Consider the following 21,823-nt stretch of genomic DNA (forward strand, 5'->3'; position numbering starts at 1 on the left):
GAGACGGTTACGGTGGTTAACGGCTGCACGGAAGGGTGCGAAGTACGAAACATGACTCTCCCGAACAGCAAGTCCTCGCTTCCCCGTCGTGTCGGCGTCGCCACCCTGGCGGCCGCGGCCGCTCTGATCGGCCTCACCGGCCCGGCCACCGCGATCCCCAGTGATCCGGTCGTCCAGTTCACCCCCACGCTCAGCCGGACGCCCGGCGCGAATTGCGCGGCGATCATCAATGCCCGGACGGTGCCGCAGCCGCAGTCCGGCCAGTTCGGCGTGAAGGTGGAGATCACCCAGACCGGCGACTTCTGCCAGTCCTACCGCATCGCGGTGCGTTTTCGGAACCTCGACACCGGCTACACCGACGGACAGTCGCACCGCGTCGAGAACGGCGCGCTCGTCGGCCTGCCCGACGGCGTGATGACCGGTATGGGTATGGGTCCGGGCGCGGGCGATATCGAAGCGTGGATCGTCACCACCGACGAGACCCTGCCGCAGCATCAGGAGCTCGAGCACATCTCCGGCCGGGCGAGCTTCACGCTCGGCTGATCAGTCGGAACCCCGGGGGCGGGCGCGCAGATGGGCGCGCTCGCCCTGTTTGCCGAAGAGGCTGAGGAATTCGACGGGCTGGTCGTCGGCGGCGCCGAACCAGTGCGGCACATGGGTGTCGAATTCGGCGGCCTCGCCGGGAGTGAGCACGATGTCGTTGTCGCCGAGGATCAGGCGCAGGCGGCCGTTGAGCACATAGAGCCACTCGTAGCCCTCGTGCACCTGCGGGGTGTCGGGGCGGTCGCGGGCACCCGGGGCGATGATCATCTTGAACGCCTGGATGCCGCCCGCGCGCTTGGTCAGCGGGAGCATGGTCATGCCGTGGCGGGTGATCGGGCGCAGGTGGATGCGCGGATCGCCGGTGGCGGGGGCGTCGACGAGTTCGTCCAGGGTCACCCCGTGCGCCTTGGCCAGCGGGAGTAGCAGTTCGAGGGTGGGTTTGCGGTCGCCGGACTCCAGGCGCGACAGGGTGCTCACCGAGATCCCGGTCTCCTGGGACAGATCGGCCAGGGTGGTGCGGCGCTGCTTGCGCAGGGCGCGCAGCCGGGGGCCGACCGAGTCGAGGGTCTGTTCGAGGTCGTCCATGCCCTCCAGTTTGCCATAGCGGCAAACAACCTTGCCGGTTCGGTGGTGCCGGGTGCACCGTGGTCGGCGAAGGAGGTCGAGATGAACGATTCGTATGACGTGGTGGTCATCGGCGGCGGCGCCGCCGGGCTGAGCGGGGCATTGATGCTGGCGCGCTCGCGGCGCTCGGTGGTGGTGATCGACGCGGGGTCGCCGCGCAACGCGCCCGCCGACGGGGTGCACGGGCTGCTGGCCCGGGACGGAACGCCGCCTCGGGAACTGGTCGCGCAAGGGCGGGCCGAGGTTGTCGGGTACGGCGGGGAGATCGTGGACGGGGTGGTCGTCGGGGTCGATCGGATCGACGGAGACGGCCAGGTCATCCCAGCCGAACCGCTGGACGGTGTCGAGTCGCTGGGCTCTGCCGTGGCAGGTCGCACCGACGCGGCGGGTCGTGATGGCGCGGTGGATCGCGTTGTGGTGGCCGATCGTGTCGAGGCGGCAGGTCTCGCTGACGCGGTGGATCGCCGTGGTGCGGGTGTGCTTGCCGGAGTGGGGGATTCCTACGTATTTCGGGTGTCGCTCGCCGATGGGCGGACCGTGCGGGCGCGGCGCGTGTTGGTGACCACCGGTCTGACCGATGTGCTCCCCGAGATTCCCGGGCTGCGCGAGCACTGGGGGCACGATGTCCTGCACTGCCCGTATTGCCACGGCTGGGAGGTGCGGGACCGGCGCATCGCCGTGCTGGCGAGCGGTCCGATGTCGGTACACCAGGCGCTGCTGTTCAGTCAGCTCAGCGATGACGTGGTGTTCCTGACCCACACCGCGTCCGCGCCCGCTGAGGAGGATGCCGAGAAGCTGACCGCGCGCGGTATCCGGATCGTCGATGGCGAGGTCGTCGAAGTTCGGTCGACGGGCGACCGGCTCGCCGGAGTCCGGCTGGCCGACGGCACGGTCCTCGACCGCGACGCCCTGGTCGTGGCGCCGCGCGCGAGCATCCGCGCCGATTTCCTCACCGGCCTCGGCCTCCCCGCGCAACCACACCCCGCCGGTATCGGTGACCACCTCCCCGCCGACCCGGTCGGCCGCACCACGGTGCCCGGGGTCTGGGTCGCGGGCAATGTCACCGATCCGTCCGCCCAGGTCGGCGCGGCCGCGGCGGCGGGTGCGATGGCGGGCGCGCAGATCAACGCGGAACTGGTGATGACCGAGACCACCGCCGCGGTCGCCGCCCGCCGGGCAGCCTCGGCGGCCGTGCTCTCCTGATCCCGTCGGCGGCTGGTCCACGGCGCTGTCCATGCCTCGCGGACCAGCCGCCGCGCTGCGTCTGAGCAGCGATAATGCCCACTTGGTGCCGCTGCCGGTGTGCCATACTGGGCGGTGTCAGATGATCGCCGTACGACGAGCGAGGAACCGATGACAGCGGAGCCGATGCCACCGGGGGGACGGGCCCCGTTGAGCTGGCCGGTCCCGCCACCGGGGGGATATTTCGCCGAGGACCTGGACCATCTGAGTGAACTGCCGCCGCACACTCAGTTGATCGACGGGAGCTTGGTTTTCGTGAGTCCGCAGATGATGTTTCACCTGCTCCTCATCCGATTCCTCGAGTGGCAGCTGCTCGCGCAGATTCCCGGGGAGTACACCGTCATCCGTGAGATGACAGTGACGCTGGGTGCGCGGCAGCGACCTGAACCCGACGTCATGGTTGTCGACACGGCGGCATTCACCGGGCTCGACCAGACCACGTTCCGTCCGGAGGACGTCGTCCTCGCGATCGAGGTCGTCTCCCCGGACTCCGTCGAACGCGACCGTCACCGCAAGCCCCAGCTCTACGCCGAAGCTGGTATCCCACACTTCTGGCGCGTCGAGAATGTCGACGGCCGCGCGGTGGTCTACGCCTACCAGCTCGACCCGGCGACAGGGAAGTACTCGACCACCGGCATCCACCACGGACGCATGAAGGTCGACCTCCCCTTCCCGCTCGACCTCGACCTCGCCCGCGCGGTCGACCCCAAGGGCTCCGCCGACTGACCTCTCCGATTCAGCGCTGCGCGATCGCGGCATCGATCGCGGCGGTGAGCAGGGTGTGGGCTCGGGCGGGGGAGATCTGGCCGAGGGTGGCGTGCAGGGCCAGGCCGTCGAGGAGGGCGAGGAGGGTGTCGGCGGCGGTGGTGGAATCGGGGTGGTCGGGGAGCATTGCGGCGAGATGGTCGCGGAAAGACCGGCCATTGGTGGCCATGGTCGCGGCGACCTGGGGGCGGACGGAGGCGAAGGCCAGATAGCCGATGAGGCTGCGGGCGTCGGCGGCCGAGTCGGCGTCGGTGGGGAGTAGTGCCGTGAGGATCTGGCGCAGGTCGGGGTCGGGGCCCGCGGTGGCGACGCGGGTGGCGATCCGTTCGGCGATGGCGCCTGCCGCGTACTCCATCATCGAGTCCTTGCTGGGGAAATAGTGCTGCACCTGCCCTGCTGAGACGCCCGCCTCGGCGGCGACATGGCGCAGGCTGATGGCTTCGAGTCCGTCGCGCGCGAGTAGTCGCATGACCGCGTCGCTGATCGCCGCCCGTCGCGCCTCGTGATCCACCCGTTTCGGCATCCCGCCATCTTTTCACGATGCGTTCGTATTGCCATATGCCCCCGCTCATCTTTACAATGCATTTGTATTGCAAAGGAGGGTTCGATGCGTGCGATGTGGCGGCTCGGCCTGGGCTTCGTCCGGCTGGAAACGGATATGTGGGTGAGTCTCGCGCGGGCGCTCACCCGCAGGCCCGACACCGCCGACGGTGCCCCGATTCGCTACGCGGGCGCGGAATCCCCTGTGCTGTGGGCGTTTCTGGCGGTGAGCGCGATCGAGATCCCGGCCGTGCACTTCCTCATCCCGTGGGCGCCGGTGCGGATCGTCGCGCTGGTACTCGGTATCTGGGGAGTGCTGTTGATGCTCGGCATGATCGCCGCCCACCACGTCTATCCCCATGTGCTCACCGCCGAGCGCCTGCGGGTGCGCTACCTGCGCCGCACCCGGCTCGACCTCCCCCTGGCCGAAGTCCGCGCGGTCCACCGGGACCTGAGCGGCTACGACGGCGGAAAGTCCGTGCAGCTCAACGGCACTACGCTCGCCGTCGTCGCGGGAAGCTCGACGAATATCCGCGTCGATCTGACCCGACCGCGCACCTTCGTGACACCGCAGGGCGAGTTCACCACCTCGATCATCGCCTTCTGGGCCGACGACCCGGGCGCGGCCGTGTCGGCGATCCGCGCGGAGATCGCGGCGCTCCGCCGGACCGGGGCACATGACGACCGTTAGGACAGCGGCGGACCCAGCCAGGGCATGCGGAGGTGGGCGCCGCCTCGGGCGTCAGAACGGCGGCAGACCGCGCCGAGTCCGAAGACAGGCGCTTGGCGTGGTAGGTCGGCGGGTTCGCGCCGGAGCAGGATGCCGCTGGTGTCGGTATGGCTGTGGCCCCGCACCGGCAGGTCGACCGGCGTGATCCTTGGTCGGTTACTTGTGGCCGCTGCCGTGGTCGTGGGCGCAGGTGTCGGTGCGGCGGCCGTCGGTGGATGCCTGGCCCGCACCGTGGCCTTCGAGGGCGGCGAAGGGGCCGCACTGGTGGGGCGCGATCCAGACGTGGACCATCGGGTTGCCCGCGCCGGGGTTGATCGAATTGGGCGGGCAGTTGCCCTGCTCGTCGGTGACGCCCGCGACCTGGGGGCCGTTGTCGCCCGCGCGCCAGCAGAGGTTGTCGTGGACGTGCCACTGCATGAGGGCGCCGCCGTAGTCGACGAGGTCGGGGTCGTCGATCTTCTTGCCCTTGGCGATGTACATGGCCGAGACCAGCGTGCGCTGGGTGCCGTCGACGCGGTAGACCAGCGATTCCGGTCGGGTGGCGTCGAGGAAGGCGTCGTCGCGGATATAGCCGGTGTTGATGTAATGCTCGTAGCCGGTGGCGGAGTCGCCGATCGAACGGAAGCCGAGCGCGCCGACAGTGTTCACGTCGGCGAAGGCGGGCAGGCCGTCCAGGGTGCTGCGGATGAGGGCGGCGGCGCGCTGTTCCTGCTCAGCGGTGACGCCGGGAACGCCGGAGACATCGATCGGCTGGGCGGGATCGAACGGGCGCGGCCAGGCGTCGCCGGTGTCGGGGTGGTCGCCGTGGGAGTGGTCGTCACCCGCCGCGTGCGCGTGGTCGCCGTCGCCGTGACTGTGCACGTGCCCGACACCGTTGAGCATCGCGGCGAGGGCCAGCACACCGACGGCGGCGGCCGCGATACCGGAACGCAGCGGCGGCAGGCTCGCCCCGGGCCGCACCAGCCCGATCCCCACCGCGACCACGGCCAGCGCACCCAGCGCGGCACACACGGTATCGGCGAGTTGCGGTGCCTCCGCGGTCAATCCGGCGATCCACGGCACATCGGCGAACCGCGTGAACACCCACACCGCCGCCGCGAACGCGTTCACCGCGAGCACCGACAGCGCCACCACCTTGCGCTCGACCACCAGCACCAGCAGCCCGGCCACACACTGCGCCGCCGCGAGCACCACCATCAGCCGCGCCAGCGTCGCGTGCTCGGTGTGCATCCCCGCCGCCAGGAAGTGCACCGCCCCCGCCCCGATCGACGCCACCGCGCCGACCAGCAGATACCCGTTCCGTGTGCCCGTCATCCCGACTCCTGTCCCGTCCGTCCGGCGGACACTACCGGCTCACCGTGAGCCGCACCGGGCAGCCGGATAAGAGAACTCTGTCAGTGCGCGCGAGGAGCTGCCCCCTGCGTGCGCCTCCGGTTTCGATCGGACCGGCGAGCGGGACCTCCCCGGCGGCGGCGTACGTCCGCGGGAGACGCGCGACCTGAGGTCCGATCCGGTCGGCGGTACCGAAGGATCGCCCCGGTACCTGATCCCTGTGCGCCACGGTAGGGCCGTCGGCTCGGTGCGCGTCTAGTGTTGTCCCGGTGGGAGGCATTCGGGGGCGCGCGAGAGCGGGAGGTGGCGGCAACCGCCTGGTCCCCGCCGTGATCGGGTTCGTTCTCGGGCTGCTGGTACTGGCGGTGGTCATGGTGCTGGACAGCCAGATCCACCCGCACCGCGTCGTCGACCAGAACCGGCAGCCGGATACGGTCAGCTACGCCGATGGGTCGACCCACTACGTGGCGATCTACGAGACGCGCACCCTGCTCGGCAGGGACCGCCACCACGAGATCTATTCCGGCCGCGACCCCTCCCTGTCCTACGGCCACTTCGTCCGCGTCGACTTCACCGCCACCGACAACCTGGAATTCGCCGCGGTCGACTGGCTTCCGGAAGGCGTCCGTCTCCGCTTCGATTCCGGCCATGAGCTGTTCATCCCCGCCGAGAAGTTCATCGGCGGTCGCTGAACGGCGGCAACGCGTCCCGCGCCTCGGCAAGGCGGAGGCCGCGGCAATCGGTCACCAAAGAAGTTGTGGGACTGAGGAATTCGTGGTTTGCTATGCGGTTCCGATCCTCGGGACTGGGTAAGAGGAGAAGGTTTTCGGATGAGTTTCATCGGTAAGGTCGGCGCTGCGGTGGTGGCGGTGGGCCTTGCGGCCGGGTCGGTGCTCGGTGCGGGTTCGGCGGACGCGGCGGGCGATCTGTGGGGGGCGTACGCGTTCAGCGGACAGCAGTGGGAGAGCTGGTCTGCGGTGGACTGGCCCAGTGCGGAGGAGGCGGCCGCTTCCGTGCGGGACCAGTGTGGTGGCGGGGAGGACTGCCAGGTCATGACGTGGGCCAACGGGTGCGGGGCATTGGTGTGGAGCGACCAAGGATGGGTCACGGGCGCATCGGGACCCACCCGTAGCGAGGCGATTCGCAAGGCCATCGACAACATGTCGGAACACGTCCCAGTCGCGCGATTGGCCAACTTCGGGTCCTCCCAGCTCAGTGGTACCGAGGTCGTCGACGTGCTGTGCACGGCGAACGCGCACTGACCGACCGGCCGAATACGGCGAACGCCGGGTGAATCGCGTCGGCCCGCACCGGGTGTGTCGTGCAGTGGCCCACCAGGGGACGCGAGTTGCCCGGACCATCGCGGGCACCTAGATTCGATCCGACCCGGGGGTGCCGAGCGATGTCGCGCCCTGGATGGCGGCGGTAGAAGGTGGGCAGGGGTGGAACGCGGAACACTGTTCGCCGGTTACACGATCGAACGGCTCCTCGGCACCGGCGGGATGGGCGCGGTGTATCTCGCCGAGCACCCGCGGCTGAACCGCCGCATCGCGATCAAGGTGCTGGGCCACGGGCTGTCACTGGACAGCAAGGCGCGCAACGCCTTCGAGCGTGAGGCGACGGTCGCCGCGCGGCTCGAGCATCCCAATATCGTCTCCGTCTACGATCGCAGCGGTCCGCAGGACCCGGTGCTGTGGCTGTCGATGAAATATGTCGCGAGTGGGGACGCGATCGGTCTGCTCGAGGCCGAGCCCGGCGGGCTGAACCCGGCCCGCGCCCTGCGCCTGATCCAGGGCGCCGCCGCGGCGCTGGACTTCGCGCACGAACAGGGTGTGCTGCATCGCGACGTCAAACCCGCGAACCTGCTCGTCGAACGTGACGCGGCGGGCCGGGAAACGGCGCTGCTCACCGACTTCGGTATCGCCCGCACGCTCGACGACACCGTCACCCTGTCCGGGATGGCGGCGACCTTCGCCTACGCCGCACCCGAACGGTTCCATGGTTCCACGGTGGACCATCGGGCCGACATCTACTCCCTCGGCTGCACGCTGTTCCAATTGCTCACCGGCCGAACACCTTTCCCGCGCGGCGACCAGGCCGCCGTCATCGCCGCGCACCTCGGCGCACCCCCCGCCCCGTCCGAGCGATCTGCGCCCCGAACTGCCCGCCGCCATCGACGGGGTGATCGCGACCGCCATGGCGAAACGCCCGGAGGACCGATTCGTCACCTGCGCCGCCCTCGCCTCCGCGGCGAGCCGTGCCTTCGCGACCGTCGCGCCGAATGATCGCCCGGACCCGCGGTTCGCCACCACCGTGGTGCCGGTACACGCCGGTTTCCCGGATGCCGGGGTCGTGGTGCCGCGCGGTGCGGAGCCGGAACAGGCTGCGCGGCGGCGTATTCCGCTCGTGCCGTGGGTGCTCACCACCCTGCTGACGATGGCGACCGTCGTGCTGCTCGTGGTCATGACGACCACCGACCTGGTCCGGGGGGAGAACCCGCGCGTCTACACCACACAGAGTGTCGGGAATGCCTGCGAGCTCATCGACACCTCGGCGATCGGCGAGTTCGGCGGGTCGCTGGGTCGGCCGCCCATTCACTCCGAATCCACGGACTCCGATCCGTATTCCAGTCATCACTGCTCGATCGGCTGGCGCTACGCGGCCGTCACCGTCCTGGTCCGGGTGGTGAACGACGGCCGCAGGCCATCGCATTTCTACCAGGCCGCCCTGGAGTGGGCGCGCGGCTCCGCGGGGACGCTGTCGGCCGACCGCCGCCTCGGCCTCGGCGACGACTCGTACTTCTATGTGCGCGCACCCACGTATCCATACGGTGCCACCTGCGATATCGGCCTCATGGACGACAACGTCGTCGTCTCCGTCCGGCTGACGACCGCCGAGGAATCGGACGTGAAAGAAGCGGACCTCGCGACCGCCTGTGAACATCAGGGCCGAACGATGTGGGAGCGCCTGGCATGACATCCCGGAACCGGCCCGCGCTGCGGTGGCTCGCGACAGCGGTCTCGGCGTGCGCGCTCGTCGTGGTCGTGGTGATCGCGGCCGCGATGTGGCTTGGACGTGCCACCACCGCCGAACCGACGGAACCGATACCCGGAACCCCGATCGACACTCCCGGTTCGCAGAAGTACCGCGACCACGGCAGTGGGAACTACTGCGAGCTGATGGACCTGGCGGAACTGGCCAGGCACGGCAGTGCCGGGTGGCGGCAGGACACCGCGACGAAGGGCTACTGTGCCGGTGAATTCGGTGATCTCCATGTGTCGCTGAATGTGCGGGTCACCCGGCCGGACGGGGATCGGCGGCGGTCCCACGATCAGTTCAAGGACCTCGTCGGCAACAGCTTCGCCGAGCCGGACGTCAGCTTCGAGTACCTGACCGGCCTCGGCGAGGCCGCCTTCGTGGCAGCGGAGACCGCGTCGTTCGGCAGACCGCCGACCAAGGTACGCATCGGCGTCCTCGACGAGAATCTGGAAGTCGATACCACCCTGGTGGTCACGAGCGACCGGATCACGAGCACCGAACTCCGTCGGCTGACCGAACAGCACGTCCGCGCGGTGATGCGCCATCTACTGGCCTGAACCGGCCCGGGCTCGAAGAGGCGACTACTCGTAGATGTCGCGGCGGTGACCGGCTGTGACTACGAGAATGATCAACTTGCTGTGGGATCGAGCGCAGCGCGCGGCGGGCGTACACCGATGTGTGTACACCACAGGGCTCGCGCCCGGAAACGGCGGACGCCGGGTGGATCGGAGGATCCACCCGGCGTCGGGCGTGAGGGGAAACCGATCAGCTGGTCGGTTCGAAGGCCTCGGCGATGATCTCGGCCTGTTCCACGGCGTGGACCTTCGACGAACCCGAGGACGGGGCCGACATGGCGCGCCGCGAGATGCGGCGGAGCTTGCCGAGGTGGTCGGGCAGGACCTCGGGGAGGTTGAGGCCGAAGAAGGGCCAGGCGCCCTGGTTGGCCGGTTCCTCCTGGACCCAGGCGATATCGGTCGCGTTGGGGTACTTGGCCAGGGCCTCGTTGAGGCGGTACGTCGGGATCGGGTAGAGCTGTTCGACCCGGACGATGGCCACGTCCTCGCGCTTGTGCTTGGCCTTCTCGGCGGCGAGCTCGTAGTAGAGCTTGCCGGAGGTCAGCAGGATGCGCTTGACCTTGGCGGTGTCGCCGATGCCCTGCTCGTAGGTGGGCTCGTCGAACACCGAACGGAACTTCGACTCGGTGAAGTCCTTGATGTCGGACACCACGGCCTTGTTGCGCAGCATCGACTTCGGGGTGAAGACGATCAGCGGACGGCGGATGCCGTCGAGCGCGTGGCGGCGCAGCAGGTGGAAGTAGTTCGCCGGAGTCGACGGCACCGCCACCGTCATCGAGCCCTCCGCGCACAGCTGGAGGAAGCGCTCGATGCGGCCGGAGGTGTGGTCGGGACCCTGGCCCTCGTGGCCGTGCGGCAGCAGCAGCACCACATCGGACAGCTGGCCCCACTTGGCCTCACCCGAGGAGATGAACTCGTCGATGATCGACTGCGCGCCGTTGACGAAGTCACCGAACTGGGCTTCCCACAGCACCAGGGCGTTCGGGTTACCCAGCGAGTAGCCGTATTCGAAACCGACGGCGGCGAATTCGCTCAGCGCCGAGTCGTGCACCGCGAACCAGCCCGGCTTTTCCGAGCCGATGTTGTGCAGCGGGGTGTACTCGTTGGCGTTGATGCGGTCGATGATCACCGCGTGGCGCTGGGTGAACGTGCCGCGGCGCGAGTCCTGACCGGTCAGGCGCACGTCGTGGCCCTGGTCGATCAGCGAGCCGAAGGCCAGCAGTTCGGCGAAGGCCCAGTCGACCTTGCCCTCGTAGGCCATCTCGCGGCGCTTCTCCAGCACCGGCTTGACGCGCGGGTGCACATTGAAGCCGTCCGGCGGGGTGTTGAACGCGTCGCCGATGCGCTGCAGGATCGACTTGTCGACGGCGGTCTGCACGGTGGCAGGCACCTTCTGGTCGTCCTCGACCGACTCCGAGGGCTCCGGGCTGTACTTCTCCAGCTCGCGGACCTCGTTGAACACGCGCTCGAGCTGCCCCTGGTAGTCGCGCAGCGCGTCCTCGGCCTCCTTCATGGAGATGTCGCCACGGCCGATCAGCGATTCGGTGTAGGCCTTGCGGACCGAACGCTTGGTGTCGATGACGTCGTACATCTCCGGCTGGGTCATCGAGGGGTCGTCGCCCTCGTTGTGCCCGCGGCGGCGGTAGCAGACGAGGTCGATGACGACGTCCTTGCGGAACTTCTGGCGGAAGTCCACGGCCAGGCGCGCGACCCAGTCGCAGGCCTCCGGGTCGTCACCGTTGACGTGGAAGATCGGCGCGCCGATGAACTTCGCGATGTCGGTGGAGTATTCGGTGGAGCGGCTGTTCTCCGGCGCGGTGGTGAAACCGATCTGGTTGTTCACCACGATGTGGATGGTGCCGCCGACCCGGTAGCCGCGCAGGCCACCCAGGTTCAGCGTCTCGGCGACCACGCCCTGACCGGCGAACGCGGCGTCACCGTGCAGCATCAGCGGCATGACCGAGAAGCCCTCGGGGCCATCGCCCTTGTCGAGCAGGTCCTGCTTGGCGCGCACCAGACCCTCGAGCACGGGGTCGACCGCCTCCAAGTGCGAGGGGTTGGCGGTGAGCGAGACCTCGATCTCGTTGTCGCCGAACATCTGCAGGTACTGGCCCTGCGCGCCGAGGTGGTACTTCACGTCACCGGAGCCGTGCGTGGCGGCCGGGTTCATGTTGCCCTCGAACTCGGTGAAGATCTTCGAGTAGGGCTTGCCGACGATATTGGCCAGCACGTTGAGGCGGCCGCGGTGCGGCATACCGATGACGACCTCGTCGAGCGAGTGCTCGGCGCACTGGTCGATGGTGGCGTCCATCATCGGGATGACGGCCTCGGCGCCCTCGAGCGAGAAGCGCTTCTGGCCGACGTACTTGGTCTGCAGGAAGGTCTCGAACGCCTCGGCGGCGTTGAGCCGGTTCAGGATGTACTTCTGCTGGGCGACCGTCGGCTTGACGTGCTTCTGCTCGACCCGGTCCTGGATCCACTGCAGCTGCTCGACGTCGAGGATGTGGGTGTACTCCACACCGACGTGGCGGCAGTAGGCATCGCGCAGGATGGAGAGCACATCGCGCAGCTTCATCCGCTCCTGGCCGTGGAAACCAGCGACGTTGAAGGTGCGGTCCAGGTCCCACAGGGTCAGCCCGTGCTCGGTGACATCGAGGTCGGGGTGGCTGCGGAACTTGTCCTTGACCAGGCGCAGCGGGTCGGTGTCGGCCATCAGGTGACCACGGTTGCGGTAGGCCGCGATCAGCTCGAGCACGCGGGCGCTCTTGTCCACGCCGCGCTCGCTGATGTCCTTGCGCCAGCGCACCGGCTCGTACGGCACGCCCAGGCCGTGGAAGATCTCGTCGTAGAACTCGTCGGAGATCAGCAGGTTGTGGATGGTGCGCAGGAAATCGCCCGACTCGGCACCCTGGATGATGCGGTGGTCGTAGGTCGAGGTGAGCGTCATCAGCTTGCCCACGCCGATATCGGCGATGCGCTCGTCGCTCATGCCCTGGAACTCGGCCGGGTACTCCATGGCGCCCGCGCCGATGATCGCGCCCTGGCCCGGCATCAGCCGCGGCACGGAGTGCACGGTGCCGATGGTGCCCGGGTTGGTCAGCGAGATGGTGACACCGGCGAAGTCGTCGGCGCCGAGCTTGCCCTCGCGGGCGCGGCGGACGATGTCCTCGTAGGCGCCGTGGAACTGGCCGAAGCTCATGTCCTCGGTGCCCTTGATGGCGGCCACGACCAGCGAACGGTTGCCGTCCTTGCCCGCGAGGTCGATGGCCAGGCCCAGGTTGGTGTGCGCGGGGGTGACCGCGTTGGGCTTGCCGTCGATCTCGGCGAAGTGGCGGTTCAGGTTCGGGAACGCCTTGACCGCCTGCACGATCGCGTAGCCCAGCAGGTGGGTGAACGAGATCTTGCCACCGCGGGTGCGGGCCAGGTGGTTGTTGATCACCAGGCGGTTGTCGATCATCAGCTTGGCCGGGATCGCGCGCACCGAGGTGGCGGTGGGGATGGTCAGCGAGGCCGACATGTTCTTGGCGATCGCGGCGGCCGGGCCGCGCAGCACCTTGGACTCGTCGGCGGCAGCGGCGGCCTTGGGTGCGGCGGTGGCCGGTGCGTTCGACACCGGGGCAGGGGTGGTCTGCGGTGCGCGCGCGGTCGCGGCCTTGGGCGCCGGAGCCTGCGCGGGCGCCGGGGCGGCGGCCGCGGGCTTGGGCGCGGGAGCGGGCGCGGCGGCCGGAACCGGCGCGGGAGTGGGAGCCGCGGCGGCGGCCGGAGCGGCGGCGGGGACCGGTGCCGGGCTGCTACCGGATTCGGCGCTCGCTTCCGGGGTGTAATCCGCGAGGAACTCGTGCCAACTCGCGTCGACCGAGGACGGGTCCTGTTTGAACTTCTGATACATCTCGTCGACTAGCCACTGGTTCTGTCCGAACTGGGAAGTTGAGCTGCTCACAGCTGGTGTTCGCCTCATTTCGTTCTTCGCGCTGCGACGTTTGTGACGTGCCCGGCAGGGGTATCAGCGGATGGCTGCCGATGCGCCCTCACCGAGCATATGCCCAGCGGCATATCGACGTTGCTACTGACCCGATCTCCTCACCTACGACCGGTCCCGCGCCGACAGTATTCCCTCGGCTTCGGCACCCGCCGCCCAGAGTCGCGCGTAACGGCCGCCGCGGTCGCGGAGTTCCCGGTGGGTCCCGAACTCGATGACACGTCCCGCGTCGATGACGCCGATCAGGTCGGCGCGCGCCGCGGTGGACAGCCGGTGCGCGACCACCACGGTGGTCCGGCCCCTGGCCAGCGATCGGCTCGCTACCAGCACCGATGTCTCGGTCTCCGGGTCGAGGGTGGAGGTCGCCTCGTCGAGCAGCAGCAGGTCCGGATCGACCAGTTCGGCGCGGGCCAGGGCGATCAGCTGACGCTGTCCGGCGGACAATCCGCGCCCGCGTTCACCGACCGGCTGGTCCATTTTCCGGGGTAATCCGTCGATCATTTCCGCCGCGCCGACGGAGGCGGCCGCGGTGCCGATGTCCACTGCCGAGGCGAAAGGTTGCCCGAATGCAATGTTGCTCGCCACGTCGCCGGTGAACAAGTGAGCTTCCTGAGGCACAATTCCCAGCCGCCGCCGGTAGTCGGTGAGCACAAATTTACGTAAATCGACCCCGTCGACCCGGATCGCGCCCGCAGCGGGGTCGTCGGGAAGGTCGTAGAGACGCGCCAGCAGCTTCACGATGGTCGACTTGCCCGCGCCGGTCGCTCCGACCAGTGCCAGCGTGGCGCCCGCCGGGACGGTGAAGGAGACACCGTCGAGCGCGGGGGTGGGCGCGCCCGGATAGCGGAAGGCGACCTCGTCGAACTCGATCTCGCCGTCGAGGCGGGCCACCGGCACGGCATCGGGCGGATCGGGCACGATCGAGGACTCGGTGCGCAGCAGGTCGCCGATGCGGCGCAGGCCCACCCTGGCCTGCTGATAGCCGTCGAAGACCTGCGAGAGCTCCTGGATCGGGCTGAACAGCAAACCCAGATACAGCACGAAGGCGACCAGCGTGCCGGTGGTGGTGCGCCCGTCGGCCACGGCGGTGGCGCCGAGATAGACCACCACGGCCAGCGCCAGATCGGCCCAGGCCAGGCCGAAGGAGAAATAGGCCGCGATGGCGCGCTGGGCGCGCATGCGGGCGTCGCGATAGCGGTGCGAGTACTCGGCGAAGCGGCGCGCGGCGACCGGCTCGGTGCGCGCGGCCTGCACCGCCCGCAGCCCGGCGATGTTCTCCTGGAAATCGGCGTTGACCACCGAGACCCGCTCCCGGGAGACGGTGTAGGCGCTCGACGAGACCCGCCGGAAGGCCAGCGTGGCCAGCAGCATCGGCGGCACGGTGGCCAGCACCACCAGGGCCAGCCCGGCATCGATGAACACCAGGCCCACCGCGACGCCCAGCAGGGTGATCACCGCGACCAGGCCGGTCGCGACGCCGGTCTGCAGGAAGGTCGACAGGGCGTCCACATCGGTGGTCATCCGGGTCATGATCCGGCCGGACAGCTCGCGCTCGTAGTAGTCCAGGCCCAGCCGCTGCAACTGCGCGTAGCTGCGCACCCGCAGGCCGAACAGCACCCGTTCGCCGGTGCGGGCGGTGAGCACGGTGACGGCCGCGCCCACGACCAGCCCGGCCAGCACCAGCCCGACACCTGCCAGCCCGGCGCGGACCAGCGCGGTGTCGTCGGCGGCGGTGACGCCGGTATCGATGGCATAGCGGACCAGCGGCGGGAAGGCGACGCCGATCAGCGCGTCGGCGGCGAGCAGGGCCATCACCGCGAGCACCAGCCCGCGCACCGGCCGCAGCAGCGCGCGCAGGCCGAACTCGGGCTGGGGTGCGCGCAGGTCGCCGGGCAGGCGGGGCGGTTCGGTGGCCGGGGGCAGGGCGGCGACGGCGGCGCGCAGTTCGGGGGTCTCGCTGAGTTCGGTGGCGGTGGCCGACATCGACCGGGGTTTGCCGAGGTCGATGCGCGGGCGGTCGGCGGCGGCACCGCTCGGCAGGGCCGCCGCGACGGGCGCGGGCAGCCGGATGACGCGGTCGGCCTGGGCCAGCGTGGACTCGCGGTGGGCCAGGATCAGCGTGGTGCGCCCGCCGCGGTCGGGCAGCCTGCGGAAGATCTCGGCCTCGGTGACGGCGTCGACGGCGGAGGTGGCGTCATCGAGGACGAGCACGCGTGGGCGGGTGAGCAGCACCCTGGCCAGCGCGATGCGCTGCCGCTGCCCGCCGGACAGTGTCAGGCCGCGTTCGCCGATCACCGTGTCGTAGCCCTCGGGCAGCGCGGTGATGAACTCGTCGGCGGCGGCCGCCGTGGCCGCGGCCCGGATCTCGGCGTCGGTGGCCTCGGGGCTGCCCAGGGCGATATTGGCGGCGATGGTGTCGGAGAACAGGAACGGATCGTCGAAGACCACGCCGAGCGCGCCGCGCAGGTCCCCGGCACGCAAGTCGGCCAGGTCGGCGCGGGAGCCGTCGGCGCCGACCAGGCTGATCCGGCCCGCGTCGGGGGCGTAGAAGCGGGGTAGCAGCAGCGACAGGGTCGACTTGCCGGAACCGGCCGGGCCGATGATCGCCACCGTCTCGCCGGGACGCACGGTGAGATCGAGCTCGCGCAGCACCGGCTGCTCGGGATCGAAACCGAAGCGCACGCCCTCGAACTCGATCCCCAGCGGCCCCTCCGGCAGCGCGACCGGCCGGTCCGGGTCGACGAGCACCGGTGCCGCGTCGATCACCTGGAACACCCGGTCCACCGCGGCCTTGGTGAGCTGGCCCATGATCACCACCGAGGTGATGGTGCGGGCCGAGGCGGTCATGGTGGCGAGGTAGGCGGTGAAGGCCAGGAAGGTGCCGACACCGATGGCGCCGTGCCGGGCCAGCAGCCCGCCGACGACGATCACCGCGACCAGCCCCGCTTGCGGCAGCGCCGACACCACCGGCGCGAAGCGGGCATTGATCTTGGCCGCGCGCAGCCGTTCGGCGTAGAGCTCGCGGCTGTGCCGCTCGAGGATGTCGACCATCCGGGCTTCCTGCCCGAAGCCCTTCACCACGCGCACACCGGTGACGGTCTGCTCGACGTGTTCGGCCAGGTCCGCCGCGCGCTGCTGGGCCGACCAGGTCGCCGCGTAGAGCCGGGGCCGCAGCCGCAGCACGACCACCGCCATGGCCGGGGCCACCAGCAGCGCGGCCAGGGCCAGCGGCGGGCTCAGCCACACCATCACCACCGCCGAGAGCACGAACTGCAAGACGGCCAGCCCCGACCAGGGCACCATCGCCAGCAGGCCCTGGACCAGCTGCAGGTCGGTGATCGAGCGCGAGACCACCTGACCGGTGCGGATCGCGTCCTGCCCGGCACCGTCGAGCCGTTGCAGCGCCGCCAGCAGCGCGACGCGCAGCGTGTGCTGGACCTCGAGCGAGAGCTTGCCCGCCCACAGCCTGCGCGCGAAGGTGGCGCCGAAGCGGGCCACCGCGAGCCCGGCCAGCAGGGCCGCCGCGCCGCCGATCACCGCGGTGTCGCCCGCCTCGGCGGCGTCGACCGCGCGCTTGGTGGCCAGCGGCGCCGCGATGGCGACCGCCGCCCCGGCCAGCACCGACAGCACGATGCCCGCGAGCAGCCGAGGATGACCCAGGCACAGCCGCCAGAGCCTGCGGATCCAGCCCGCCTCCGCGCGCACTACAGATCGCGGGTGCGCAGGTCCCACCATCCGGCGGCGCCCACCGCGGCGGTCCACAGCACCAGCACCACCAGCGCGGCCGGGGTCGGCGCGAAGACCTCGGCCTCCTGGAATGACCCGGCGCTCACGCCCGCGACGGTCGCCGACACCGGCAGGATCGCCGCCATCCCGCCCGCGCCGAAGCCCTTGGCCACCAGCCAGATCAGCGGCTCGAGCACGAAGGCCCAGCCGAGCACCAGCCAGATCGCACCGCTCAGGGTGCGCAGCAGCAGCCCGGTACCCGCGCCGAGCACGGCCCAGCACATCGCGACCAACAGTCCCGCGCCGAGCACCTCGAACAGTTGCCAGCCGAGCTCGAACTTGCCGCGCCCGGCCGCCAGCAGCACCAGGAAACTCACCAGTTCGGCGACCACCGCGGTGGCCAGCGCGAACCCGGCCGTCACCAGGTATTTCGCGGTGACGAGCCGGTCGCGGTCGGGGGAGAGCTGCACCGACAGCGCCATGGTCTTGTGCCGGTACTCGCCGCCGGTGGCGGCGATGCCCAGCAGGGCGGCCGCGGTGAACACCGCGATCATCCCGAGGTAGAGCCCGATGGTGGCGGCGCCGGTCGCGGGCTGACCCGTCGGATCGGCGGGCCCGGACATCAGCGCCGTGATCAGCGTGCCGACCAGCGCGAGCACCACCGGCGCGCCCAGCAGCAGCCGCACGCGCGGGACGGCGAGGATCTTGCGCGCCTCGGTCTCGGCACCGGGCAGCAGGTCGGCGGGCAGCACAGCGGTCATCGGGGCATCCCATACGAGGTCGGCGCCGGGGCGAAGCCGCCGGGAGTCACGGGCGGGGTGGGGGCGTGGTGGGCGTGCCTGCGCGGTTTGGTCAGCGAGGCCAGCACCCGATCGGGATGGATCGGGTCGGACACGATGCTGCCGATCCGCACCTGGGCGGCCGCGGCGACCGACCGGATGGTGGCCTCGCTCGCCTCGGCCACCGCCAGGCGCCCGTCCGGGCGCATGACCGCGTCGGTGAAGCCCTGCGCGGCCAGCGCGGTGGCCAGCGCGATGGACGGTTGCGCGGCGACGACCAGCCGGTCGGGATGGCCGCGGCGCAGCTTGGCTGGCGTGCCCTGCCAGACCACCGCGCCCTCGCTGAGCACCACCAGCTGATCGGCCACCGCCACCACATCGGCGAGGGTGTCGGCGCTCACCAGCACCGCGCCGCCGCGCTCGGCGTGCCCGCGCAGCAGACCGGACAGCCAGCCGCGCTCGAGGCCGTCGGCCCCGGCGAACAGATCGTCGAGCACCAGCAGCGGGGGATCGGCCAGCAGCGCGATGGCCAGGGCCAGCCTGGTCTGCTGCACCGGATGCAGCCGCTCGACCGTGCTCTGCGCGACCGCGGCCAGCCCGGTGTGCTCGAGCACCGCGGTGACCCGCCGCCGCGACGCCCCGACCACCGGCGCGTAGCAGGCCAGCTGATCGCGCACCGTGCGCGCCGGATGCAGTCCGCGCGGGGTCAGCACCGCGCCGAGCGCGGCGGGACCGGAACCGGGCACGCCGATCTCGATCGCGCCGCTGGTCGGCCGCTGCAGACCCAGCACCATCCGCAGCACCGTCGACTTGCCCGCGCCCGCGGGCCCGACCAGCGCGGTCACCGACCCGGCGGGCACCGCGAAATCGATCCCGTCGACGGCGACGGCCTGCACGAACTGCTTCCCGACACCGCGCACGCGGACGGCGTCACCGCGGCCCGCGCTCACCGGTTGTTCACCTCGGCGGCGTCCAGCGCGGGCAGCGGGTCGGCGTCGATCACGTTGTGCAGCGGGGTGGCCCAGCGCGCGGGGGCGGGCCCGAAGGCCTTGCGCGCGTTGTCGATGGTCACCTTGCCCAGGGCCCGGTTGCCCGCGCCGCCGATGGCCGCGCCGATCCCCGCGGGCAGCACCTTGCCCGCCATCAGCGCGGCGCGCTTGGTGATGAAACGCTTGATGAACTGCTGCAGCAGCGAACTGTTGATGGCGCCGAGGCCGGGCACCTTGCCCGCCAGCGCGCCCGCCCAGTTCTTCGAGGAGGTGCGCAGCCCCTTCTGCACGATCGCCATGCCGGTGTCGCCGAGGACCACCGCCAGCACCATCGCGCGCCGGGCCTCCTTGTTCTCCGGCTCGATGCCGTGCACATAGGCCTGGGCCAGCGTGAACAGGGCCGAGGCCTCCATGAAGAACGCGGTCTCCGCGCCGACGGCGCTGAGCGCGGCCAGCGTGCCGACACCGGGCACGGCCGCGGTGGCACCCACCGCGGCACCGCTGCCGGTGACGGCGAGCAGGTACTGCTTCTCCAGCCGGTTCACGATCTGGGCGGGATTTTCCCCGGGGTGGCGTTCACGGAGGAATGCGACATACCGGCGCACGGCGGGCGCCTGCAGCCTGGAACCGGTGTCGAGTACATCGACCACGGCCTTTTCGATCGCGTTCTTGAACACGGCGTCGTCCTCCTCTTCGCCCAACGAGTCGAACTGTAGGGCACTTCCGTGCGGGACAGCTCATCATGTCAACGACCACCGACATCCCGGGGTTCCGTGCGTTCTACGCTGACCGGATGAGTGAAACGAAGCCCACCCGGTTGACGCGCGAATTCACCGACGCCGGTGCCGAGATCGCCACCATCACCCTCGCGCACCCGCCGCTGAACCTGTTCGATCGCGCGTTGATGGAATCGCTGATCGCCGATATCGACGCGGTGCGCGCGCAGCCGCCGCGCGCGCTGCTCATCGACGCCGAGGGCAAGGTCGTCTCCGGCGGCGTGGACGTCAACGTCTTCGACGGGCGCACCGTCGAGGAGGGCGCGCAGCTGTGGCGCGAGCTGTTCGAGCAGATCATCCACCCGATCGAGGCCCTGCCGTGCCCGGTGGTCTTCGCCGCGCACGGGCTCACCCTGACCGCCGCCTTCGAGATCTCGCTGGCCTGCGACATCATCCTGGCCGCGCCGAAGGCGAAGTTCGGCCTGGTGGAGACCGTGGTCGGGCTCACCCCGTCGATGGGTGGCCCGCAGCGCCTCGCCGAGCGCGCGGGCTCGGGCCGGGCCCGCGAGTTCGTGATGACCGGTGATCTCTACGACGCGGCGACCATGGCCGACTGGGGCGTGGTCAACGCGGTGCACGACGATGTCGCCGCCGCCGCGCGGGCCCTGGTGACCCGCCTCGCCGACGGCCCGACCAAGGCCCACGCCGCCACCAAGCAGATCATCGAGGCGTGGCGTTCCGGCGGTGTGGCGCACGCGGATTCGGTGACCCCGCAGGTCTCCGGCGAGCTGTTCGCGACCGCCGACCTGCGCGGCGCGGTGCGCAGTTTCCTCGAGATCGGGCCGGGTAAGGCGACCTATCGCGGCGAGTGAGCGCGCCGAGTGCCTGACAGGAATGTGATCCACGTCATATAGTTCAGGTGCGGTGCTGCATCGACGTACGTGGAGGTCCGGATGGGTCACAGCGAGCACGAACCGGGCGCGACCATCATCGAGTTCCCCGCGCAGGGGGCGGCGGCGTCGCTGCGGCGCGGTGCCGACGGCGTGCTGCGCTATGGCGATCTGCACCCCGCGCTCACCGAACTGCTCGACCTGCGGGTGCACGCCTTCACCGGGCGCGAGGCCGTCGTCGAGGTCGGCGGCCCGCGCCTGACCTATCGCGAACTCTGGTACAGCGCCGCGCGGATCGCGGGCGGGCTGCAGGCGCACGGCATCGGCTCTACGGCGACCGGGTCGCGGTGCACATGCCGACCAGTGCCCGCTGGGTGCAGGCCTTCCTCGGCGCGCTGCTCTCCGGCGCGGTGCCGGTGCTGGTGCCCGACGCCCTGCCCGCGCCGGTCGCGCGGCGGGTGATCGCCGACAGCAGTGCCGATTTCGTGCTCGGCCCCGACGGCGCGCTGCCCGACGGCACCGCCTATATCGACGACGGCGCCGCCCTCGACGACCCGGCCCTGCTCTGCTACACCGGCACCGCCGCGCGTCAGCCGGTGCCCGCGGGCGTGGAATTGAGCAACGAGAACCTGCTCTCGGCCGTCTCGTCGGTGGTGGGCGCGCTCGGTCTGCCCGCCGACGGGCTGCGCAATCTGGTGCTGCTGCCGCTCGCGCACGCCAGTGGCTGTGTGGACCAGCTGTTACCGACCTTCGCCGTCGGCGGCACGGTCGTGCTCGCGCCGGGGGCCCGGCGCCTGGCCGAGGTGCTCGACGCCGAACGCGTCGACACCATCTCGGCCACCCCGCGCATCTTCGCCGGGCTGCTCCCGGAACTGGCTGTGCGGCAGGCGGGTTCGGCCGTGCGCCGGATCAGCAAGGCGTGTCACCGGTCCGAACGCGCCGCCGCCGCGGCCCCGGCCACCCTCACCGCGGCCCTGCGCGCCCGGTTCCCGGCGGCCCGGCAGTGGTCGGTCTGGGGCGCCACCGAGACCAGCGGCATCGGCCTGATGGTCGACGACACCGACCTGACCGACACCGGCTCCACCCTCGGATTCGCCTTCGGCGGTACCGAATTGGCCCTGGCGGGCCCGCAGGCCGACCAGGGGCGCGGCGAATTGCTCTGCCGCGGACCGAATGTCAGCCGCCGCTACTGGAACGACCCGGTCGCCGCCCGCGCCCGCTTCAGCGGATCCTGGTTCCACACGGGCGACCAGGTGAGCATCGATCGCGACGGTCTCGTACGCATCGCCCCGAAGCGAGCCAGCGGTCTGTAGGGCTTCGCGCCGCTCCTGCCCCCGCCTCGGATGCGAGGCCC

The 21,823-nt window shown here is 70.5% G+C and carries 20 protein-coding genes; 12 read left to right on the plus strand and 8 right to left on the minus strand.

The window, feature by feature from the left end:
• The first annotated feature begins 51 nt into the window (after window positions 1-51).
• Complete coding sequence (locus tag WA675_RS18390; RefSeq protein ID WP_336085820.1) at window positions 52-543, plus strand: hypothetical protein; 492 nt, start codon at window positions 52-54, stop codon at window positions 541-543.
• On the opposite strand, the gene WA675_RS18395 is transcribed toward WA675_RS18390, so the two are convergent.
• Window positions 544-1,128, minus strand: coding sequence for a helix-turn-helix domain-containing protein (locus WA675_RS18395; RefSeq protein ID WP_336085821.1), 585 nt, complete (start codon window positions 1,126-1,128; stop codon window positions 544-546).
• A gap of 81 nt (window positions 1,129-1,209) precedes the next feature.
• Between WA675_RS18395 and WA675_RS18400 the strand changes: the two genes are divergently transcribed.
• Window positions 1,210-2,370 (plus strand): NAD(P)/FAD-dependent oxidoreductase, encoded by a 1,161-nt coding sequence (locus tag WA675_RS18400; RefSeq protein WP_336085822.1) that lies wholly within the window; start codon window positions 1,210-1,212, stop codon window positions 2,368-2,370.
• Window positions 2,371-2,535: 165 nt separating this feature from the next.
• Entirely contained in the window at window positions 2,536-3,135 is a 600-nt protein-coding gene (locus WA675_RS18405; protein ID WP_336085922.1) for a Uma2 family endonuclease, read from the plus strand.
• Between the two features lie 10 nt (window positions 3,136-3,145).
• Here the strand turns inward: WA675_RS18405 and WA675_RS18410 are convergent, their stop codons facing one another.
• Window positions 3,146-3,697 carry a TetR/AcrR family transcriptional regulator gene (locus tag WA675_RS18410; RefSeq protein WP_336085823.1) on the minus strand — a complete coding sequence of 184 codons (552 nt, stop codon included), beginning with the start codon at window positions 3,695-3,697 and terminating at the stop codon, window positions 3,146-3,148.
• A gap of 84 nt (window positions 3,698-3,781) precedes the next feature.
• On the opposite strand from WA675_RS18410, the gene WA675_RS18415 reads away from it, so the two are divergent.
• Window positions 3,782-4,405: a hypothetical protein gene (locus tag WA675_RS18415; RefSeq protein ID WP_336085824.1), complete on the plus strand. Its 624-nt coding sequence runs from the start codon at window positions 3,782-3,784 to the stop codon at window positions 4,403-4,405.
• Between the two features lie 195 nt (window positions 4,406-4,600).
• Here the strand turns inward: WA675_RS18415 and WA675_RS18420 are convergent, their stop codons facing one another.
• A complete protein-coding gene (locus WA675_RS18420) occupies window positions 4,601-5,758 on the minus strand; it encodes a hypothetical protein (RefSeq protein WP_336085825.1) in 1,158 nt (385 codons plus the stop codon).
• A gap of 347 nt (window positions 5,759-6,105) precedes the next feature.
• Here WA675_RS18420 and WA675_RS18425 point away from each other — a divergent pair, with 347 nt between their 5' ends.
• The 5 genes from WA675_RS18425 to WA675_RS18445 all read left to right on the plus strand — a co-directional run bounded on the left by WA675_RS18425 (window position 6,106) and on the right by WA675_RS18445 (window position 9,372).
• The gene (locus WA675_RS18425; RefSeq protein ID WP_336085826.1) at window positions 6,106-6,468 is read left to right on the plus strand and encodes a hypothetical protein; all 363 of its coding nucleotides are present in this window, start codon (window positions 6,106-6,108) and stop codon (window positions 6,466-6,468) included.
• Between the two features lie 138 nt (window positions 6,469-6,606).
• Window positions 6,607-7,038, plus strand: a complete 432-nt coding sequence (locus tag WA675_RS18430) for a DUF4189 domain-containing protein (RefSeq protein ID WP_336085827.1) — start codon at window positions 6,607-6,609, stop codon at window positions 7,036-7,038.
• Between the two features lie 180 nt (window positions 7,039-7,218).
• Entirely contained in the window at window positions 7,219-8,061 is an 843-nt protein-coding gene (locus WA675_RS18435; RefSeq protein WP_336085828.1) for a serine/threonine-protein kinase, read from the plus strand.
• Between the two features lie 28 nt (window positions 8,062-8,089).
• On the plus strand, window positions 8,090-8,752 hold the full coding sequence (locus tag WA675_RS18440; protein WP_336085829.1) for a hypothetical protein: 663 nt from the start codon (window positions 8,090-8,092) through the stop codon (window positions 8,750-8,752).
• Window positions 8,749-9,372 carry a hypothetical protein gene (locus tag WA675_RS18445; protein ID WP_336085830.1) on the plus strand — a complete coding sequence of 208 codons (624 nt, stop codon included), beginning with the start codon at window positions 8,749-8,751 and terminating at the stop codon, window positions 9,370-9,372. Before WA675_RS18440 ends, WA675_RS18445 begins: the two co-directional genes overlap by 4 nt.
• Window positions 9,373-9,580: 208 nt before the next feature.
• Here the strand turns inward: WA675_RS18445 and WA675_RS18450 are convergent, their stop codons facing one another.
• From WA675_RS18450 to WA675_RS18470, 5 genes are all read right to left on the minus strand, one after another.
• Entirely contained in the window at window positions 9,581-13,348 is a 3,768-nt protein-coding gene (locus WA675_RS18450) for a multifunctional oxoglutarate decarboxylase/oxoglutarate dehydrogenase thiamine pyrophosphate-binding subunit/dihydrolipoyllysine-residue succinyltransferase subunit (RefSeq protein WP_336085832.1), read from the minus strand.
• Window positions 13,349-13,474: 126 nt separating this feature from the next.
• Window positions 13,475-17,074, minus strand: a complete 3,600-nt coding sequence (locus WA675_RS18455; protein ID WP_336085833.1) for an ABC transporter ATP-binding protein — start codon at window positions 17,072-17,074, stop codon at window positions 13,475-13,477.
• Window positions 17,074-17,856, minus strand: coding sequence for an ABC transporter permease subunit (locus tag WA675_RS18460; protein ID WP_336085834.1), 783 nt, complete (start codon window positions 17,854-17,856; stop codon window positions 17,074-17,076). The genes WA675_RS18455 and WA675_RS18460 overlap by 1 nt, the downstream gene beginning before the upstream one ends.
• Window positions 17,853-18,824: an ATP-binding cassette domain-containing protein gene (locus WA675_RS18465; protein ID WP_336085835.1), complete on the minus strand. Its 972-nt coding sequence runs from the start codon at window positions 18,822-18,824 to the stop codon at window positions 17,853-17,855. Before WA675_RS18465 ends, WA675_RS18460 begins: the two co-directional genes overlap by 4 nt.
• Window positions 18,821-19,540 (minus strand): hypothetical protein, encoded by a 720-nt coding sequence (locus tag WA675_RS18470; protein WP_442945668.1) that lies wholly within the window; start codon window positions 19,538-19,540, stop codon window positions 18,821-18,823. The genes WA675_RS18465 and WA675_RS18470 overlap by 4 nt, the downstream gene beginning before the upstream one ends.
• A 116-nt stretch (window positions 19,541-19,656) precedes the next feature.
• Between WA675_RS18470 and WA675_RS18475 the strand changes: the two genes are divergently transcribed.
• The 3 genes from WA675_RS18475 (at window position 19,657) to WA675_RS18485 (ending at window position 21,782) form a co-directional block, all read left to right on the plus strand.
• On the plus strand, window positions 19,657-20,451 hold the full coding sequence (locus WA675_RS18475) for an enoyl-CoA hydratase/isomerase family protein (RefSeq protein ID WP_336085836.1): 795 nt from the start codon (window positions 19,657-19,659) through the stop codon (window positions 20,449-20,451).
• A gap of 81 nt (window positions 20,452-20,532) precedes the next feature.
• Complete coding sequence (locus WA675_RS18480; protein ID WP_336085837.1) at window positions 20,533-20,931, plus strand: hypothetical protein; 399 nt, start codon at window positions 20,533-20,535, stop codon at window positions 20,929-20,931.
• The gene (locus WA675_RS18485) at window positions 20,823-21,782 is read left to right on the plus strand and encodes a class I adenylate-forming enzyme family protein (protein WP_336085838.1); all 960 of its coding nucleotides are present in this window, start codon (window positions 20,823-20,825) and stop codon (window positions 21,780-21,782) included. The genes WA675_RS18480 and WA675_RS18485 overlap by 109 nt, the downstream gene beginning before the upstream one ends.
• Window positions 21,783-21,823: the final 41 nt, after the last annotated feature.

The sequence above is a fragment of the Nocardia sp. SSK8 genome (genome assembly GCF_037034205.1).
Classification (GTDB): domain Bacteria; phylum Actinomycetota; class Actinomycetes; order Mycobacteriales; family Mycobacteriaceae; genus Nocardia.

Coding starts and splice junctions, on each gene's coding strand:
- WA675_RS18395 (WP_336085821.1), bottom strand. CDS start 1,128: ATGGACGACCTCGAACAGACCCTCGACTCGGTCGGCCCCCGGCTGCGC.
- WA675_RS18405 (WP_336085922.1), top strand. CDS start 2,536: ATGCCACCGGGGGGACGGGCCCCGTTGAGCTGGCCGGTCCCGCCACCG.
- WA675_RS18475 (WP_336085836.1), top strand. CDS start 19,657: ATGAGTGAAACGAAGCCCACCCGGTTGACGCGCGAATTCACCGACGCC.
- WA675_RS18390 (WP_336085820.1), top strand. CDS start 52: ATGACTCTCCCGAACAGCAAGTCCTCGCTTCCCCGTCGTGTCGGCGTC.
- WA675_RS18460 (WP_336085834.1), bottom strand. CDS start 17,856: ATGACCGCTGTGCTGCCCGCCGACCTGCTGCCCGGTGCCGAGACCGAG.
- WA675_RS18430 (WP_336085827.1), top strand. CDS start 6,607: ATGAGTTTCATCGGTAAGGTCGGCGCTGCGGTGGTGGCGGTGGGCCTT.
- WA675_RS18410 (WP_336085823.1), bottom strand. CDS start 3,697: ATGCCGAAACGGGTGGATCACGAGGCGCGACGGGCGGCGATCAGCGAC.
- WA675_RS18450 (WP_336085832.1), bottom strand. CDS start 13,348: ATGAGGCGAACACCAGCTGTGAGCAGCTCAACTTCCCAGTTCGGACAG.
- WA675_RS18445 (WP_336085830.1), top strand. CDS start 8,749: ATGACATCCCGGAACCGGCCCGCGCTGCGGTGGCTCGCGACAGCGGTC.
- WA675_RS18480 (WP_336085837.1), top strand. CDS start 20,533: ATGGGTCACAGCGAGCACGAACCGGGCGCGACCATCATCGAGTTCCCC.
- WA675_RS18415 (WP_336085824.1), top strand. CDS start 3,782: ATGCGTGCGATGTGGCGGCTCGGCCTGGGCTTCGTCCGGCTGGAAACG.
- WA675_RS18420 (WP_336085825.1), bottom strand. CDS start 5,758: ATGACGGGCACACGGAACGGGTATCTGCTGGTCGGCGCGGTGGCGTCG.
- WA675_RS18485 (WP_336085838.1), top strand. CDS start 20,823: ATGCCGACCAGTGCCCGCTGGGTGCAGGCCTTCCTCGGCGCGCTGCTC.
- WA675_RS18400 (WP_336085822.1), top strand. CDS start 1,210: ATGAACGATTCGTATGACGTGGTGGTCATCGGCGGCGGCGCCGCCGGG.